This window comes from Brucella cytisi, from assembly GCF_038433355.1.
In the GTDB taxonomy this organism is placed as follows: Bacteria; Pseudomonadota; Alphaproteobacteria; order Rhizobiales; family Rhizobiaceae; genus Brucella; species Brucella cytisi.
Window position 1 is genome coordinate 271,261 of sequence record NZ_JBCAUP010000001.1, and the last position, 16,834, is coordinate 288,094.

Sequence of the window (16,834 nt, forward strand, 5' to 3'; positions counted from 1 at the left end):
CTGGATCGTCATGCCCGTCGGATGGACGGGCAAGACGGAATTCGAGAGCTTACTTTGCCTGAGAGACAAAATCCGGCAGTGGCGCACCGAGCCACTTTTCATGAATCTTGTTCAGTTCGCCGTCGCTCTTCGCCTTTTCGATGAACTTGTTGACGAATTCGAGCATTTCCGTCGCCCCCTTGCGAACAGCGATACCCTGTACTTGCTGGCTGAGCTGGATTTTCTGATCGTAGCGGCCCGGAGCAGCTTTTTCGATTTCGGCAGCCACTACATTGGAGAGCCCGATCAACTCAACCTGTCCCGAAAGCAGGGCTTGCACTGCGCTCGCATCATCATCGAAACGACGAATGTTGGCATCCTGCGGCGCTACCTTGGTTACTGCCGTGTCCTGTGTCGAAGCACGAGCGACACCGATCGATTTGCCAGAAAGATCCTCCGGCTTTGTAACAACGGTGTCCTTCGGTCCGAATACGCCAATCGAAATACCGGCATAAGGCTGCGAGAAATCAACGCTCTTTGCCCGTTCCTCGGTGATGCCCAGCGAGGCAACCAGAACGTCCACCTGTCCGCTCTGCAGATAAGGAATACGGTTTGGACCGGTGACCGGCACGATCTGTGCGTCGACGCCCAGCTCCTTCGCCAGCAACTTCGCGACATCGGCGTCATACCCATCCGGTTCATTGCTGGTGTTCATGATGCCAAATGGCGGAAAGTCGACCAGCATACCGATCTTGATTTTTCCAGCGGACTTGATGTCGTCAACGGTCTGAGCGAATGCAGCCGGTGCCAACGCCGTTGCAAGGGCACCCGCACCAATCAGGGCCATTGCCAAACGTCTGGTAATAGTCATGTTTATCCCTTCCCATTAAGTACCAGTCTCCTCACCGGCACCGTTTCGTTATTTTCAACGCATTTCCTGACGCCGTGTTGGTTTACATTCGGTCGGAAATACTGATCGTCTTACCAAAGTCCCCAATTACCGAGCTGTAGCGCGAGAAAACCTCGTTTCCATTCGGCGTGCCAAAATCGATAACGGCCAGCATAGGACAAAATAGACAGCCGCTACCGTGCCAAACACCATGAACGGGCTGAACGTCGCGTTGTTGATGATCTGTCCCTGTCGCGTCAGTTCTGTAAATCCGATGATCGCGGCAAGCGAAGTGCCTTTGATGAGCTGCACGAGAAAGCCCACTGTCGGCGCAACGGAAATGCGTGCGGCTTGTGGCAGGACCACATAGCGCATACGATTGTAGTAGCGCAGCCCTAATGCCGTCGCCGCTTCACGTTGGCCGGGCGGCACTGCATCAATGCAGCCGCGCCAAATCTCCCCGAGAAAAGCGCTTGCATGCAATGTCAGCGCAATCGTCGCAGCAATCCAGGGGTTGATACCCAGACCGAAAATATTAAGGCCGAAGAACACCAGGAAGAGCTGCATCAGAAGCGGTGTACCCTGAAACAGCCTGATAAAGCCGAGTGCGATGTAACGTGGGGTGCGAGCGTCCGAAACACGCATCAGCGCGACAAGCAGCCCTCCGATGCCACCGCCGACAAAGGCAATAGCCGAAAGAGCAATGGTCCACTGCGCTGCATAGACGATAATGAGAAATTCGTTCCAGCCGAAAGGTCTGATCATGGCCCGCTCCTATCAGCTCAACGGGTATTTAAAAGCCACCTTCTCGATCACTGAGAAAATGGCCGAGAAACCGATGGACATGACGAGATACATGAGCGTGATAACAATATAGACCTCAAAACTCGCGAAGGTCGCCGACTGTAGATCGTTACCCGCCGCTGCAAGTTCGTTTGCGGAAATTACGGAAACCACACTCGAAGTCAGCATCAGATAGATAAACTGGCTGGTGAGTGACGGATAAACCGTCCGCAAAGCTGGTTTCATGATCACATAGCGGAACACTTGCAGCTTTGAGAGACCGAGTGCGGTTCCTGCTTCCACCTGACCTTTGTGAATGGATTCAATGCCAGCACGAATAATCTCGGTACCGTAAGCACCGAAGTTCACCACCAGCGCCAGAAGCGCTGCACTGTTGGGCGACAATCGCAAACCAGCAGAAGGCAATCCAAAGAAGATGAAGAAGATCTGCACCAGGAATGGCGTGTTGCGGATAATTTCGATATAGGCATCAATGATTAAGCGTACTGGCTTTGGTCCAGACGTCTTCCCAAGCGCGCAGACTATCGAAACAATCAGGCCGAGCACCATCGCCGCGCAAGACAATTCAATTGTCTGCCATGCGCCGACAAGCAACTTATCCAGCGACGCGAAAACAGGCGCGAAGTTGAAATTATACAATGCTGAACCTCCCGGTACGCAACTGTGCCGATTTTTCCTCCCGGCAGCAATAATTTAGATCGATCTAAATGCGTTTAGCCTCATACGTCAATCATTAATTGGGATTAGATAACAGAGGCTCTTACCGGTCCACAGGACTGTCGAACTCGCAAATATGTTTCGCTGATGATCCGCTGCGCCTGTTTTTCCGGGTTTGCCAAACGGGAAAGAAGCAATCCAGCGGCATTCTCACCAACCGTAACAGGTCGGGTTGACACGGAACTCAACCGGGGGCGGGTTGCTTCAGCATCGCTTACATCGTCGAAGCCGATCAACGAAACATCCTCACCAACCATTCTCCCGCAATCATAAAGCCCTGCCGAAAGGCCTAGCGCAATCACGTCATTGAAGCAGACGGCAGCTGTCGGCTTCCGGCCGTCCTGAAAGAGAAGCGGAGCCGCTTTGGCGATGTCCGGCATCGTCTGCGGAAAGCGGACAATCATCTCAGGATCGAGCCCTTGTTGTTGCATTGCCTCGCGAAAACCTTCGACACGTTCGCGGTAAGCGGAATGAATCGGCCCGTGCACAGCGAATGCGATTGTCCTGTGCCCAAGTGTGGCCAGATGATTGACCGCCTGCCGCATACCACCCGCGTAATCAACGCCTGCATAATCGACACGATCGGTCACATGACGCAACACCTGCACAATAGGCAAGCCCCAGTCAGCAAGCTGCTCGACGAACTCCGGTGCTGTTTCCGCTGTTGGCGAAACGATCACGCCATCAACACCATGCTCACGCATACGCTGCATAAGGGTACTCTGATTGGTGAAGTTCTCGTGACTATTGGCGAGAAGAACGACCAGCCCTGCTTCACCCACAACACTGTCTATTCCTGAAAGCAATTCGCCGTAAAACGGGTTGCCAAGGGTGGGCACGATGACGCCAACCGTATTAGACCTCTCTACCCGGAGGCTAGCAGCCCCCATATTGTAGACATAGCCCAACTCCTGAAGGGCTTTTTCTACTTTTTCGCGCGTTACTGTTCCCACCAACGGGCTTTTGCGGATGACAAGGGAAGCCGTCGCGCGCGATACGTTGGCATGGCGTGCCACATCCAGCAGCGTAACGCGACTTTTCCTGCGATCGTCACTCGGCATAACTTCACCTGTCAGCAAGTTGGGCAATGTCCGATCCGGTTGAAGACAAAACTCAGTAAAACCGCCGGTCAGATTCGAAAGGCATATATCAGTTCAGTCTTGCACATTGGTCAATCCGTTGAACGGCGAACCAGCAGTCATCATGCGGAAATGGCATTACGTGGCGTTCCCAACCCATTAATTATACGCATGTTCTCCCCACGAATATCACTTTCCTTTCGGTTTTTTTCGTTTCGAACGCTATCGTTTTCGGATTTATTCTGCCATTGGAAGAATCGAAGGTTGATCCTTTGGCAAAAATTGCATTCATATAGGTGCAATGAAAATATCGCAGATGTCGGGGCTTTGAGACCATCACCAAGGAACTCAAATGTTCACGCAATCTCACACTCGAGGAGGAAACATGCTTATCCGTCTGATCACGACTTCGGCGCTGACAAGCGCCCTCGCCCTCACCATCAGTTCTCAGGCATTTGCCCAGACGGAGCTGGCATGGTGGCACGGCATGACCGGTGCCAACAACGAAATGGTCAATGAACTCTCGAAGGAGTTCAACGAAAGCCAGAGCGAATATAAGATTGTTCCTGTCTACAAGGGAACTTATCCCGAAACGCTGAATGCCGGCATCGCTGCGTTCCGCTCTAAGCAGCCCCCCGCAATCCTTCAGGTCTTCGACGCCGGTAGCGGTGTTATGATGGCTGCCGAAGGTGCAATGGTTCCAGCTGCAGAAGTTCTGGAAAAGGGTGGCTTCAAATTCGACAAGTCGCAGTATCTGCCTGGCATCGTCGCTTACTATTCGAAGCCAGACGGCACCATGTTGTCCTTTCCGTACAACTCCTCGTCACCAATCCTCTATTACAATAAGGATGTCTTCAAGAAGGCTGGTCTCGACGAAAACAATCCGCCGAAAACCTGGCCTGAAGTTTTCGAAGCTGCCAAGAAGATCAAATCCAGCGGTGCGGCACCGTGCGGTTTCACTTCCACATGGCTGACCTGGATTCAGACCGAAAACTTCGCGGCTTGGAACAACGTTCCTTATGGCACGAATGAAAACGGTCTCGGCGGCACCGATGTGAAGCTCGAAATCAACTCGCCGCTTTACATTCAGCACTTCCAGTCGATTGCCGATCTCGCGAAAGACGGTACGTTCCGCTACGGCGGCCGCACATCGGAAGCCAAGCAGCTTTTCACCTCTGGTGAATGCGCAATGCTGACCGAATCCTCCGGCGGTCTCGGCGATGTTGTTAAGTCGGGTATCAATTACGGCATCGGCCAGCTGCCTTACTACGAAGGTCACGGCCCGCAGAATACGATCCCTGGCGGTGCATCTCTGTGGGTCTTCGCAGGCCTTAGCGACGAACAATACAAGGGCGTCGCAGAATTCTTCAACTTCCTCTCGCAAACCAAAATTCAGGTCAAGCTGCACGAAAAATCCGGCTATCTGCCTGTAACACTGGCGGCATACGAGGAAACCAAGAAGTCGGATTTCTATGAAAAGAATCCGGGCCGCGAAACACCTATCCTGCAGATGATGGGCAAGGCACCGACCGAAAATTCGAAGGGCGTGCGTCTCGTCAACTTGCCGCAGGTGCGCGATATTCTGAACGAAGAGTTCGAAGCAATGCTCGGCGGCAAGCAGGATGCGAAAACTGCACTTGAAAACGCTGTCAAGCGCGCCAACGACGCGATTGCCGCAGCTCAATAATTGATCACATAAACACAACGCCGCCTGCCCTTGTGGTGGGCGGCCTTGTCACCCACGAGGAAGCTCCCCGTGCAGAAAGTTACCTTTCCAAATAAAATCTTGCCCTACTTCCTGCTGGCCCCGCAGATCGTTCTGACTGTGGTGTTTTTCTTCTGGCCAGCCAGTCAGGCAATTTATCAGTCTTTCATGCGTGAAGACGCATTCGGGCTGAAGTCTGCTTTTGTAGGCCTTGCGAACTTCACAACCGTTCTGGCCGACCCGAACTATCTACATTCATTCAGAGTAACGATTGTCTTTAACGTTCTGACCGCGCTGCTTGCCATGGGCGCAGCGTTGTTGCTTGCAACGGCGGCAGATCGCGTCATCCGTGGCAAGACATTTTATCGTACGCTCCTGATCTGGCCCTATGCCGTAGCTCCTGCTGTAGCCGGCATGTTGTGGCTCTTCATGTTCAACCCAGCGATGGGTACTTTTGCGTATATTCTGCGCCGTAATGGCATTGCATGGGATCCGCTGCTTGACGGCAATCAGGCTATGGGCCTCGTCGTCGTTGCCGCGGCCTGGAAGCAGATTTCCTATAATTTCCTGTTCTTTGTCGCAGGCTTACAAGCAATTCCTAAATCGTTGATCGAAGCAGCAGCCATCGATGGCGCACGCGGAGCGCGGCGATTCTGGTCTATCGTATTTCCACTTCTTGCACCGACCTCCTTCTTCTTGCTGGTCGTGAATACGGTTTACGCCTTCTTTGACACGTTCGGCATCATCCATGCCGTGACCGGCGGCGGCCCTGCCAAAGCCACCGAAACGCTAGTCTACAAAGTTTACAACGATGGCTTCGTCAATCTGAATCTGGGCTCTTCCTCGGCACAGTCTGTTATTTTGATGGCAATCGTAATTGCCTTGACCGCATTCCAGTTCCGCTTCGTTGAGAAGCGCGTGCATTATTCGTGAGTGAGGCGACAATGATAGAAAAACGCCCAATCTCCAGCCTGATCGGCCATCTGATCCTGATCCTTGGCATCATTATTGTTGCCTTTCCGATCTACTACACCTTCGTCGCTTCAACGATGACGTCAACGCAGATCATTCGCCCGCCAATCTCGCTGTTGCCCGGCGACCATTTCGTCGAAAACTACGGCGAAGCCATCTTTGGCGGTGTGGAGCGTGTTGTTGGTGTAAGTCTTGAACGACTTCTCTGGAACTCGTTCGTGGTCGCAATGGCAATCGCCGTCGGCAAGATCATCATTTCGTTCATGTCGGCTTTCGCGATTGTGTTTTTCCGCTTTCCAATGCGCATGTTCTTCTTCTGGATGATCTTCATAACGTTGATGCTGCCTGTGGAGGTTCGTATCCTGCCAACCTACAAAGTGATCGTGGATCTCGGCATGATCGATACCTATGCCGGGCTTACGCTGCCATTGATGGCATCCGCGACAGCGACATTCCTCTTCCGTCAGTTCTTCCTCACCATTCCGGGGGAATTGGTTGAAGCAGCGCGTATCGACAATGCCGGGCCATTCCGTTTCATGCGGGATATCCTGCTCCCCCTTTCGAAGACGAATATTGCAGCGCTTTTCGTCATTCTCTTCATTTACGGATGGACCCAGTATCTCTGGCCACTGCTGGTTACCAATGATGCCAAGATGAACACGATCATCATCGGCCTGCGCCGCATGGTCGATTGGGCTGACGCGTCCACGCCGTGGAATTACGTCATGGTAACAGCCATTCTGGCCATCATCCCGCCGATCCTCGTTGTGGTGTTGATGCAGCGCTGGTTCGTTAAAGGTCTCGTTGAAACGGAAAAGTAATGAGCAAAATCGTTCTTGATAACGTCCGCAAGAGCTATGGCGGCAATGTTGAAGTCATCAAAGGCGTATCGCTGGAGATTCACGACGGTGAATTTGTGGTGCTGGTAGGCCCTTCAGGCTGCGGTAAATCCACTCTCCTGCGCATGATAGCGGGTCTTGAAGGTATTACATCCGGCACAATCTCCATTGGCGATCGCGTGGTCAACGAAGTGGAACCCGCAGAGCGCGATATAGCCATGGTGTTTCAGAACTATGCGCTCTATCCGCATATGTCGGTGCGCGAGAACCTCGCCTATGGCCTGAAGAACCGCAAAACACCAAAGGACGAGATCGAGCGCCGCATCGCCAAGGCTGCGAAGGCGCTTGAAATCGAGCCGTTCCTTGAGCGCAAGCCCCGTCAGCTTTCTGGTGGTCAACGCCAGCGTGTCGCCATGGGGCGTGCCATTGTGCGCGAACCGGCAGCTTTCCTCTTTGATGAACCGTTGTCCAATCTGGACGCAAAACTGCGCGTGCAGATGCGTGTCGAGATCAAGCGCCTACAGCGCTCGCTTGGCACCACCAGCGTTTACGTGACACACGACCAGATGGAGGCCATGACCATGGCTGATCGTCTTGTCGTGCTGAATGCCGGCCATATCGAACAGGTTGGCACGCCGATCGAGCTTTACGAAAAACCTGCCTCCACCTTCGTCGCGACATTTATCGGTTCCCCATCAATGAACCTGCTGCAAAGCACAGAAAGCACCGGTTGGGCGACAGGCAGCGCGGTACAAAAACCTGACGGGAGTTTCACCATCGGTGTTCGCCCAGAGGATATCCGTATTCTGGAAGATGGCGAGCCGGACGCTGACGGATTTAATGCAACCATTCGTATTGAAGCTGTCGAACTCGTCGGTGCAGAAAGCTACATCCACGCTGCGTTGTCAGATGGCAAGCCGCTTATCTTCCGCGTTGCCGGACGGTCGGCACATAACATTGATGAGACTGTCAGAGTTGGCGCTTCCTCTGGAAACGTGCATGTTTTCAGCAATGATGGCCAGCGTGTAAATGATTGACATGAAACGGGTTGCGCCCTTCGACGGAGCGCAACCCGCTATAATAATCGATTTCTGTTTTAGAATTTATCGGTTACAGAGAAGTGGAATATTTTTCCGCCTGTGAGGAAATCCCGATAGATGACGCATCAGCAGATACTCTCCTTCGCGGTAATCATACTCATGATGGGAGCGTTTATCTGGGGCAAGTTCCGTTATGATGTGGTCGCACTTTGTGCACTTCTCCTGGCAATAGCAGTTGGGGTTGTGCCCTTCGATCACGCATTTTCGGGTTTCAGCGACGACATCGTTATCATCGTTGGCAGTGCGTTGGTGGTCAGTGCGGGTGTCGCACGTTCCGGCCTTATGCAGGCGGCGGTGCAGCGTTTTCTGCCAGAAATGAATAGCGTTCGGCTCCAACTTGCCGTGCTGGTGGCAGTCGTCACCGTTCTCTCCGCTTTTGTCAAGAATGTCGGCGCACTGGCAATCATGATACCGGTTGCTTTTCAATTCGCGCGTCGTTCCAATGTTTCTCCATCGACCTTTCTCATGCCTATGGCCTTCGGTGCGTTGCTCGGTGGTTTGATGACCCAAGTGGGCACTTCGCCCAACATCGTTGTTTCTCGCATTCGCGGCGAAATGGTTGGTGAGCCCTTCACAATGTTCGATTTTACGCCCGTCGGCGCTGTACTGTCAGTCGTAGGACTCGTCTATCTGGTACTCTTCTACTGGCTCGTTCCCCAGCGCACTCGCGAAAACGTATCGCTGGATGAGGCAATCAAGATCAAGAATTATGCTTCCGAAGCGCGTATCACCAAGACTTCGACGATGACCGGCAAGCGCGTGACCGATCTCATCAAGGCAGCAGAAGGTGAAGCGATGGTGACTTCCATCATACGCAACGACCAGCGATTGACGCCACTTCCAGATACGATCCTGAACGAAGGCGATGTCGTTCTTCTTGAAGGCGATCCAAAAGCGCTCGATGCTGTCATAAGTGCCGGAAAGCTTACCCTGTCCGAGAACCGCAATCCGTCCGAGACAAGCGGTTCCACCGACATCGAGGTTGTGGAAGCTGTTATCGGCAAGAACTCGCGCCTAATCGGCCTAACGGCCCAGAGACTTGCCCTTTTTGCGCGGTACGATCTGAACCTTCTGGCGGTCAGCCGGCCAGGCGAACGTATTACTGAGCGTCTCAGTGAAGTCATCCTCCGTTTCGGTGACGTGGTCGTACTGCAAGGCAGACAAGCAAATCTGTCCACCTTCCTGCCGGAGTTCGAATTGCTGCCGCTTGCCCGTCGCAAGCTTATGCTTGGCAGCGTTCGGCGCGGGTTGATCCCGCTCGCCATTCTGATCGCTGCCATCGGGGCAACCGCGTTAAGCCTTGTACCAGTGGCGGTGGCTTTCTTTGCCGCCGCTGTCGCTATGCTGCTGTTCAAGGTGATACCTCTCAACGAGGTCTATGACGAAATCGACGGTCCAATTCTAGTGATGCTTGCGGCACTCATCCCGGTTTCGGATGCGCTCCGAACAACCGGTGGCACGGACCTCATCGCAGAAGGGCTCGCCACAATCGGCCATCAGTTGCCGCCAGCAGGTGCGTTGGCGCTCATTCTTGTAGCAGCGATGATGGTGACGCCATTTCTTAACAATGCTGCGACAGTGCTCGTCATGGCTCCCATCGCCACAAGTTTTGCTTCCGGACTTGGTTTCAAGCCGGAGGCCTTTTTGATGGCGGTTGCGATCGGCGCAGGGTGTGACTTCCTCACGCCAATCGGCCATCAATGCAATACGCTGGTCATGGGGCCAGGTGGTTATAAATTCAGCGATTATCCACGTCTGGGATTACCGCTATCAATCATTATAGCGATTGTAACAGTCCCAACACTGATGTTCTTCTGGCCCCTGAAATAGTCCTAGAACTGAACTGAGCGTATCCATTCGAGACTGTCGGAAACAATTTTTTCCACGGTCTCGGCGATATCTGCACGGAAGACCAGCGGCTCTCCAACAGGGCTTTCGAGCGTGGCGATCTGGCTTTCCAGCATAGTGACCGGCATGAAATGCCCAGTGCGATGCCCCATGTGCTCGTGCAACACTTCAAAACTGCCATCCAGAAAAACAAACAGCACCGGTGTACCAGCAGCAGAGCGGAGACGTTCACGATAGCTCTTCTTCAGTGCGGAACAGGAAACAACGATTCCGTCGGTCGAAGCCGCAAGACGTTCACCGATTTTGTCGAGCCAGGGCCAACGATCCTCATCCTGCAAGGGGATGCCCGCTGACATCTTATCGACATTGGACTTCGGATGAAGAGAGTCGCCCTCAAGAAACGGGAGCGCCAGTTCATCGGCAATCTTCTCGCCTACGGTTGATTTTCCGGAACCCGAAACACCCATAACGATAATACGCAGCATCAATTCCTCATACACTCGCGGTCATGCCGCCATCGACGTGCAAAACCTGTCCATTGACGAAAGAGGAGGCATCGCTGCTCAGGAATACTGCAGCGCCGACCAACTCTTCCACGTCACCCCAACGCCCCGCCGGCGTCCTTTTCTCCAGCCATGCCGTAAATTCGTGGTTATCAACCAATGCCTGATTCAGCGGAGTCTTGAAATAGCCGGGAGCGACCGCATTGATCTGCAAACCATGTCGGGCCCAATCGGTGGCCATGCCGCGCGTCAGGTTACGGATAGCTCCCTTTGTTGCCGTATAAGGTGCAATGGAAGGTCGTGCCAGTTCACTTTGAACCGAAGCAATGTTGATTATCTTGCCGTGTCCTCGTGGGATCATATGGCGCGCAGCTGCCTGCCCAGCATAAAATGCGCTGGAAATGTTGGTTTCCAGAAGCTGCTGCCACTTCTCGATCGGAAAATCTTCAAGCGGCGCGCGATATTGCATCCCGGCATTATTGACCAGAATATCGAGCGCACCGATTTCCTCTTCAATCGCATCAATAGCTGCACGAACTTCTTCAGCAACCGTCACATCGAACACCGACGCAAAGACCGTATGGCCCTCGTTTTCCAGTAGCGTAACGGCCTTATCCACCTTGTTTTGATCACGGCCATTGATGATTACCGTTGCTCCATGTTCTGCAAGCCCCTGAGCCAATGCAAAGCCGATACCCTGGCTTGAGCCGGTAATCAGACCTATGCGCCCTTCCAGACTGAATAGTTCGAAAGAAGGAGCCATCAGAAAGTTTCCAGTTTGAGACCGACGCGGCTTGCCGCCTGCATAATGTGTTGGCGCATCACTTCGCGCGCTCGCAACGGATCACGTGAACGAATCGCATCCCTGATTGCGGTGTGTTCATTGATTGTAATCTCGACAATCTGCTCTAGTACCGCCCGCGCACGCGCCGCATTGATTGCCTGATTGATGCGTTCGGCAATGAAACCCAGAACCAGCGGAAAATATTCGTTATGTGTTGCGGAAGCGAGCGCACGGTGAAATGTCAGATCAGCAGCAATACCGGTATCCGTCCATTTTTTCGAACCGCTCATCTCTGCGAGTGCTTCATTCAGTTGCATCATGTCTTGTTCATCATGATGCACCGCAGCTAGCCCCGCCGCTTCTATCTCCAACGCCATTCGCAACTGGAACAGGCTGCGGAAACTGTCACGATTGGCAAGTGTTTCAGGTTCTATGCGGAGAGCATGCCGCCTGTCGGGTTCCGTTACAAATGCACCTACACCCTGTCGGGTTTCAACCAGGCCCTCGTTACGCAACTGGGCAATCGCTTCACGTACGACCGACCGGCTGACACCGAAGCTTTGTGCAAGATTATGTTCTGTCGGCAACTTTTGTCCCGGCAGAAGACTACCTTCACTGATCTGCCGCGTAATTTCCGAAGCAATACGTCCCGGAAGCTGCTCGTTACGCCTGATTTCGCCAAACAAATTGATGAAGTCTCCCTGATTGCCCGTTCAAGCGGTGTGTCGTCAGCCTTTTGAAGAGTCAAGAGAAAGCTGGCAGCCCGGATTCATGATATTGTCCGGATCGATGACTTGCTTGATACCTTCAAGCAGTTTTCGCCGTGCAGGGTCAATGCGCTTCTCGAAATCTTCCCTTTTGAGGCGACCAATGCCGTGCTCTGCACTGATGCTGCCTGCGTAACGATCCAGAACAGCATTGATCGTTTCCTTGGCAAGTTTGATCTTCTTGTCTTTCGCCGCAACATCGAGATTGCTTTCAGGAATTACATTGAGATGCACGTTGCCGTCGCCGACATGCCCATAAGAAACGGCGAGACAATCTGGAAGGACCTTGGCCAGTTCCCTTTCTGTTTCTCCGACGAATGATGCCAGCTTTGAAAGCGGTACCGAGATGTCGGTACGCAGGTGCTTGCCACGCAGCGCCTGTCCTTCGTTCATCGCTTCACGAAATGTCCAGAGATTTTGACCTTGCGCACGAGAGGACGCTATTGTCCCGTCAAGAACGAGGCCATCTTCCATCGCGCCAGCGAGAAACTGTTCCATCAAGGATAGTATGTCGACCAGCCCTGAACCCGAGACCTCCATCAAGACATAGGCCGGGTATTGTCCAAGTGGCATGGCAAGCTCCGGCATCGCCTCTCGCGCCAAGGTAAAAGCCACTGGCGGCATGAATTCAAAGGCGGACATCAAATCACAGCACTGCACACGCGCGCGCCGATAAAGGGTAATCGCGTCATCCAGCGAATTGAGCCCCAGCAGGGCAGTTTCCACCTTGTCCGGTAAGGGCATAAGTTTGATTGCCACACCGGTCACTACTCCCAGAATGCCTTCTGCCCCGATAAATAGCTGTTTCAGGTCAATCCCACGATTGTCTTTTCTCAACGTCGAAAGACCATTGAATATCGTACCGTCTGGCAGCACAACCTCCAGCCCCAGGACCAGCTCACGGGTCATGCCATAACGCAACACGTTGATGCCTCCGGCATTGGTGCTGACATTTCCCCCGATGCGGCAGCTTCCCTGTGCACCAAGTGCTAATGGAAAAAACATCCCTTCGGCTGCCAGTTTGTCTTTCATTTCGGAGAGAATGCAACCGGCATCCACAACCGCCGAAAAATCATCCGGATCAATCTTCCGAATATGATCCATCCGCTCAAGGCTTAGAATGACCAGATTGTCGCGCCCATCCGGTACGCCGCCTTGCACCAAACCGGTATTTCCGCCTTGCGGAATGATAGACAACCCCAGTGAGGTGCAGGCTTTAACCGCAGCAGAAACCTCCGCTGTCGAACGTGGTCGGATCAAGGCAACTGCCGTATTCTCCACATCCCCCGGCCAGTCGCGACAATAGCCAAGCATGTCGTTTCTCCCGGTCATAACCAGATCATCGCCCAAAAGAGCAACGAGATCGGCCTGCTTGTTTCCAGTCATGTCCCCCGAACCGTACATGATATCCTCTTGGCTTTACCGATATGCAATGCGCTGTCGCGGATGTACGACAGTTTTTAAGATGCGGCAGGCTTTTCCGTTTCATTCCTGTGGCATGATGGAGAAAACCGTTTTCAATGCCTACATATAAGGTTATCAGACAACCCTACAACACAAATCTGGTAGGAGACTGGAGAAGTGTCGTAATGGTAGCCAACGCCACGTTTTCGAGTAGGGTCGGCTGCGAGGCAAGGAGGAGCCTTCTAGATGCATATTGCAATCATCGGCGCTGCCGGCATGGTCGGGCGCAAACTAACACAGCGCCTTTCAAACGACGGCCATCTCGGGGAAACTCCAGTTGAAAAACTGACACTTATCGATATCGTTGCAGCGGAACCTCCGAAAGGCTTTGCAGGATCGGTCGATACTCTGGCAGCAGATATATCCACCATGGAAACCGCTCAGAAGATCGTGTCAGGACGCCCTGACGTCATCTTCCACCTCGCGGCAATCGTGTCCGGTGAAGCAGAACTAGATTTCGATAAGGGGTATCGAATCAATCTGGATGGCACCCGCCATCTGTTCGATGCGATCAGGCTTGCACACATTGCTGACGGCTATAAGCCTCGCGTGGTTTTCACATCGTCCATTGCCGTTTTTGGTGCTCCGCTCCCCTACCCGATCCCTGATGAATTTCACACGACCCCGTTGACGAGCTACGGCACGCAGAAGGCTATCAGCGAACTTCTGTTGTCAGACTACACCCGGCGCGGTTTCTTCGACGGCATCGGCGTTCGCCTGCCAACGATCTGCATACGCCCCGGCAAACCGAACAAGGCTGCATCCGGCTTTTTCTCCAATATCCTGCGTGAGCCACTCTCCGGGCAAGAAGCAATCTTGCCTGTTCCTGAAGATGTCCGGCATTGGCATGCTTCGCCGCGCTCAGCCGTCGGCTTTCTAATCCATGGAGCCACCATCGATACGGAAGCACTTGGAGCACGTCGCAATCTTTCCATGCCGGGCCTCAGTGCGACTGTAGGCGAGCAGATTGAAGCATTACGTCGCGTTGCGGGGGAAAAGGCGGTAGGTCTGATCCGCCATGAGCCAGACGAAATGATCATGCGTATGGTTGCAGGCTGGGCTCCCGGTTTTGAAGCAAAACGCGCCCAGGCTCTTGGCTTCACCGCTGAAACATCCTTTGATGAGATCATTCGCGTTCACATCGAAGATGAAATGGGAGGCCAACGTTGACACGCAAGATCGCTTTTCTTGGAACCGGCCTGATGGGCGCACCAATGGCCAGTCGGCTTCTGGATGCAGGCTTTGATGTAACCGTCTGGAACCGGAACAGCGCCAAGGCTGCCCCTCTTGCTGAAAAAGGTGCCAAACTTGCTCAGTCTGCCGCCGAGGCAGCAGAGACCGCGGATTTAGTCATCACGATGTTGACCGATGGCCCGGCAGTACGCGACGTCCTTTTCGATCGAGGGGCCGCAGCAGTCTTGAAAAAAGGCAGTGCAGTCATTGACATGAGTTCAATTTCACCAGACTTCGCACGCGAACATACCAAGCGTCTAAAGGCAATTGACATCAATCACATCGATGCCCCGGTTTCCGGTGGCGTGGTGGGTGCCCAGGAAGGCACGCTTGCCATCATGGCCGGAGGAGATGAAGCGATCATCGCTGGCCTTGCCGATGTGTTCAAACCAATGGGACGCCTCACCCGCGTCGGCCCGTCAGGTGCCGGTCAGCTCGCAAAACTTGCCAATCAGCAGATTGTCGCCGTAACTATCGGAGCAATCGCTGAAGCAATGGTTCTGGTTGAAAAAGGCGGTGGGTCGCGGGCAGCATTTCGCGACGCCATCCGCGGTGGTTTCTGTGAAAGCCGCATTCTCGAACTGCACGGCAAACGGATGATTGACCGAAATTTTGAGCCGGGCGGCACATCGCGCATCCAGCTCAAAGATCTCAATTCGATCCTCAAGACTGCGGGCGACCTATCGTTGAGCTTACCATTGACCGAGACCGTACGCGAAGCCTTCGCAGCTTTCGTGGACGAAGGCGGTGGCGAGAAGGATCACAGCGCCCTGCTCCTTCATCTTGAAAAGCTCAATGAAGGTCAGAAAAGCTAGTTTGCAGGCAATCGAGCTGCATTGGGAGGTGCAATGAAGATCACCGCAATCGAAACCATCCGTATCGCCGAACGGCCAAACCTGTTGTGGGTGGAAGTTCATACGGACGAAGGAATTACCGGACTCGGTGAGACCTTTTTCATGTCCGAAACGGTCGAGGCCTATCTCCACGAATATGTTGCGCCGCGCGTTGTCGGTCGCGATCCTTTGCAAATCGATCTGCTGGCATCTGACCTTGTGGGCTATCTCGGTTTCCGTTCAACCGGCGCGGAAGTGCGCGGCAACTCTGCATTCGATATTGCCCTGTGGGATCTATACGGCAAAGCTGCCAACCTCCCGATTGCTCAACTTCTCGGCGGTTTCAGCCGTCAGTCCATCCGAACCTATAATACCTGCGCCGGAACGGAATACATCAAGAAGGCTACCGGCCAGCAATCCGCCAATTATGGTCTGGCGGGTGCTGGAGCTAATTATGACGATCTTAATGGCTTCCTGCACCACGCAGACGAACTTGCGCTCTCGTTGCTGGACGAGGGCATAACTGCGATGAAAATCTGGCCATTCGACATGGCGGCAGAAAAGACACGCGGGCAGTATATCTCTCAGTCTGATCTAAAGGCGGCATTACAGCCTTTCGAGAAAATCCGTGCAGCCGTCGGTGACCGCATGGATATCATGGTTGAATTTCATTCAATGTGGCAGCTCTTGCCTGCCATGCAGATCGCCCGTGAACTCGCGCCTTTCAAGACCTTCTGGCACGAAGACCCGATCAAGATGGATAGTCTTGGCAGTCTCAAGCGTTATGCGGAAGCAAGCATAGCGCCGATCTGCGCCTCTGAAACACTGGGGAGTCGCTGGGCGTTTCGTGATCTTCTCGAAACTGGAGTGGCTGGCGTCGTCATGCTCGATTTGAGCTGGTGTGGTGGTCTCTCGGAAGCCCGCAAAATTGCCGCCATGGCGGAGGCCTGGCATCTGCCGGTCGCCCCTCATGATTGTACCGGACCAGTCGTCTTGTGTGCCTCAACGCACCTGTCACTGAATGCACCGAATGCCCTCATTCAGGAAAGCGTCCGCGCATTCTACAAGACCTGGTATCGCGATCTGGTCACGGCCCTGCCCGAAGTGAAGAACGGGATGATCACGGTTCCACCCGGCGCAGGACTTGGCATGGAACTTCACCCAGAAATGGACAAGGCCTATACCGTCAGCCGAAGAAAAACAGATCGATCTAATTTTTGATGTTGGCTCGGCCTAAAGTCTGGACACAGCCCCAGACTGCTAATAACAATAACGCTCTTGTTGTCAGACATCCTGACAACATATGACCTATGGGAAA

Annotated in this window: 16 protein-coding genes; 8 read left to right on the plus strand and 8 right to left on the minus strand. The window is 53.5% G+C overall.

The genetic code is table 11. The features are described from left to right. Positions 1-49 precede the first annotated feature (49 nt). The 4 genes from AAE521_RS01355 to AAE521_RS01370 all read right to left on the minus strand — a co-directional run bounded on the left by AAE521_RS01355 (position 50) and on the right by AAE521_RS01370 (position 3,450). A complete protein-coding gene (locus tag AAE521_RS01355) occupies positions 50-850 on the minus strand; it encodes a transporter substrate-binding domain-containing protein (protein ID WP_010658933.1) in 801 nt (266 codons plus the stop codon). A 126-nt stretch (positions 851-976) separates the two neighbouring features. Further along, positions 977-1,633 (minus strand): amino acid ABC transporter permease, encoded by a 657-nt coding sequence (locus tag AAE521_RS01360; RefSeq protein ID WP_071632203.1) that lies wholly within the window; start codon positions 1,631-1,633, stop codon positions 977-979. 12 nt (positions 1,634-1,645) lie between these two features. Next, on the minus strand, positions 1,646-2,311 hold the full coding sequence (locus AAE521_RS01365; protein WP_342060306.1) for an amino acid ABC transporter permease: 666 nt from the start codon (positions 2,309-2,311) through the stop codon (positions 1,646-1,648). Positions 2,312-2,415: 104 nt separating this feature from the next. Then, positions 2,416-3,450: a LacI family DNA-binding transcriptional regulator gene (locus tag AAE521_RS01370; protein WP_071632201.1), complete on the minus strand. Its 1,035-nt coding sequence runs from the start codon at positions 3,448-3,450 to the stop codon at positions 2,416-2,418. A 403-nt stretch (positions 3,451-3,853) separates the two neighbouring features. Here AAE521_RS01370 and ugpB point away from each other — a divergent pair, with 403 nt between their 5' ends. The 5 genes from ugpB (at position 3,854) to AAE521_RS01395 (ending at position 9,914) form a co-directional block, all read left to right on the plus strand. Then, the gene (gene ugpB, locus AAE521_RS01375) at positions 3,854-5,155 is read left to right on the plus strand and encodes a sn-glycerol-3-phosphate ABC transporter substrate-binding protein UgpB (RefSeq protein ID WP_071632200.1); all 1,302 of its coding nucleotides are present in this window, start codon (positions 3,854-3,856) and stop codon (positions 5,153-5,155) included. A gap of 69 nt (positions 5,156-5,224) precedes the next feature. Continuing rightward, positions 5,225-6,106: a sn-glycerol-3-phosphate ABC transporter permease UgpA gene (gene ugpA, locus AAE521_RS01380; RefSeq protein WP_342060307.1), complete on the plus strand. Its 882-nt coding sequence runs from the start codon at positions 5,225-5,227 to the stop codon at positions 6,104-6,106. 11 nt (positions 6,107-6,117) lie between these two features. Beyond that, positions 6,118-6,966: a sn-glycerol-3-phosphate ABC transporter permease UgpE gene (gene ugpE / locus AAE521_RS01385; RefSeq protein WP_010658939.1), complete on the plus strand. Its 849-nt coding sequence runs from the start codon at positions 6,118-6,120 to the stop codon at positions 6,964-6,966. Further along, entirely contained in the window at positions 6,966-8,021 is a 1,056-nt protein-coding gene (locus tag AAE521_RS01390; RefSeq protein ID WP_342060308.1) for a sn-glycerol-3-phosphate import ATP-binding protein UgpC, read from the plus strand. Before ugpE ends, AAE521_RS01390 begins: the two co-directional genes overlap by 1 nt. Positions 8,022-8,141: 120 nt before the next feature. After that, positions 8,142-9,914: an SLC13 family permease gene (locus AAE521_RS01395; protein WP_071632197.1), complete on the plus strand. Its 1,773-nt coding sequence runs from the start codon at positions 8,142-8,144 to the stop codon at positions 9,912-9,914. A gap of 2 nt (positions 9,915-9,916) precedes the next feature. Here AAE521_RS01395 and AAE521_RS01400 read toward each other — a convergent pair whose 3' ends face one another. Genes AAE521_RS01400 through AAE521_RS01415 form a run of 4 tightly spaced genes read right to left on the minus strand, consistent with a single transcriptional unit; the run spans position 9,917 to position 13,390 of the window. Further along, positions 9,917-10,417, minus strand: coding sequence for a gluconokinase (locus AAE521_RS01400; RefSeq protein WP_071632196.1), 501 nt, complete (start codon positions 10,415-10,417; stop codon positions 9,917-9,919). A 7-nt stretch (positions 10,418-10,424) separates the two neighbouring features. Further along, positions 10,425-11,198, minus strand: coding sequence for an SDR family oxidoreductase (locus tag AAE521_RS01405; protein ID WP_342060309.1), 774 nt, complete (start codon positions 11,196-11,198; stop codon positions 10,425-10,427). Then, positions 11,198-11,905: a FadR/GntR family transcriptional regulator gene (locus AAE521_RS01410; protein WP_071632194.1), complete on the minus strand. Its 708-nt coding sequence runs from the start codon at positions 11,903-11,905 to the stop codon at positions 11,198-11,200. The genes AAE521_RS01405 and AAE521_RS01410 overlap by 1 nt, the downstream gene beginning before the upstream one ends. A gap of 42 nt (positions 11,906-11,947) precedes the next feature. After that, positions 11,948-13,390, minus strand: a complete 1,443-nt coding sequence (locus AAE521_RS01415) for an FAD-binding oxidoreductase (protein WP_342060310.1) — start codon at positions 13,388-13,390, stop codon at positions 11,948-11,950. A gap of 246 nt (positions 13,391-13,636) precedes the next feature. Here AAE521_RS01415 and denD point away from each other — a divergent pair, with 246 nt between their 5' ends. The 3 genes from denD to AAE521_RS01430 are packed head-to-tail and all read left to right on the plus strand — an operon-like array spanning position 13,637 to position 16,737. Next, positions 13,637-14,620, plus strand: coding sequence for a D-erythronate dehydrogenase (gene denD / locus AAE521_RS01420; protein ID WP_342060311.1), 984 nt, complete (start codon positions 13,637-13,639; stop codon positions 14,618-14,620). Next, positions 14,617-15,498 carry an NAD(P)-dependent oxidoreductase gene (locus AAE521_RS01425; protein WP_342060312.1) on the plus strand — a complete coding sequence of 294 codons (882 nt, stop codon included), beginning with the start codon at positions 14,617-14,619 and terminating at the stop codon, positions 15,496-15,498. Before denD ends, AAE521_RS01425 begins: the two co-directional genes overlap by 4 nt. A 33-nt stretch (positions 15,499-15,531) precedes the next feature. Continuing rightward, complete coding sequence (locus AAE521_RS01430; RefSeq protein WP_342060313.1) at positions 15,532-16,737, plus strand: mandelate racemase/muconate lactonizing enzyme family protein; 1,206 nt, start codon at positions 15,532-15,534, stop codon at positions 16,735-16,737. Positions 16,738-16,834 lie beyond the last annotated feature (97 nt).

What these genes read in the sequence shown, in the direction of transcription:
- AAE521_RS01415 (WP_342060310.1), bottom strand. Translation starts at nt 13,390, where the DNA reads ATGTACGGTTCGGGGGACATGACTGGAAACAAGCAGGCCGATCTCGTT.
- AAE521_RS01370 (WP_071632201.1), bottom strand. Translation starts at nt 3,450, where the DNA reads ATGCCGAGTGACGATCGCAGGAAAAGTCGCGTTACGCTGCTGGATGTG.
- AAE521_RS01395 (WP_071632197.1), top strand. Translation starts at nt 8,142, where the DNA reads ATGACGCATCAGCAGATACTCTCCTTCGCGGTAATCATACTCATGATG.
- AAE521_RS01400 (WP_071632196.1), bottom strand. Translation starts at nt 10,417, where the DNA reads ATGCTGCGTATTATCGTTATGGGTGTTTCGGGTTCCGGAAAATCAACC.
- ugpE (WP_010658939.1), top strand. Translation starts at nt 6,118, where the DNA reads ATGATAGAAAAACGCCCAATCTCCAGCCTGATCGGCCATCTGATCCTG.
- denD (WP_342060311.1), top strand. Translation starts at nt 13,637, where the DNA reads ATGCATATTGCAATCATCGGCGCTGCCGGCATGGTCGGGCGCAAACTA.
- AAE521_RS01430 (WP_342060313.1), top strand. Translation starts at nt 15,532, where the DNA reads ATGAAGATCACCGCAATCGAAACCATCCGTATCGCCGAACGGCCAAAC.
- ugpB (WP_071632200.1), top strand. Translation starts at nt 3,854, where the DNA reads ATGCTTATCCGTCTGATCACGACTTCGGCGCTGACAAGCGCCCTCGCC.
- AAE521_RS01390 (WP_342060308.1), top strand. Translation starts at nt 6,966, where the DNA reads ATGAGCAAAATCGTTCTTGATAACGTCCGCAAGAGCTATGGCGGCAAT.
- AAE521_RS01355 (WP_010658933.1), bottom strand. Translation starts at nt 850, where the DNA reads ATGACTATTACCAGACGTTTGGCAATGGCCCTGATTGGTGCGGGTGCC.
- AAE521_RS01360 (WP_071632203.1), bottom strand. Translation starts at nt 1,633, where the DNA reads ATGATCAGACCTTTCGGCTGGAACGAATTTCTCATTATCGTCTATGCA.
- AAE521_RS01405 (WP_342060309.1), bottom strand. Translation starts at nt 11,198, where the DNA reads ATGGCTCCTTCTTTCGAACTATTCAGTCTGGAAGGGCGCATAGGTCTG.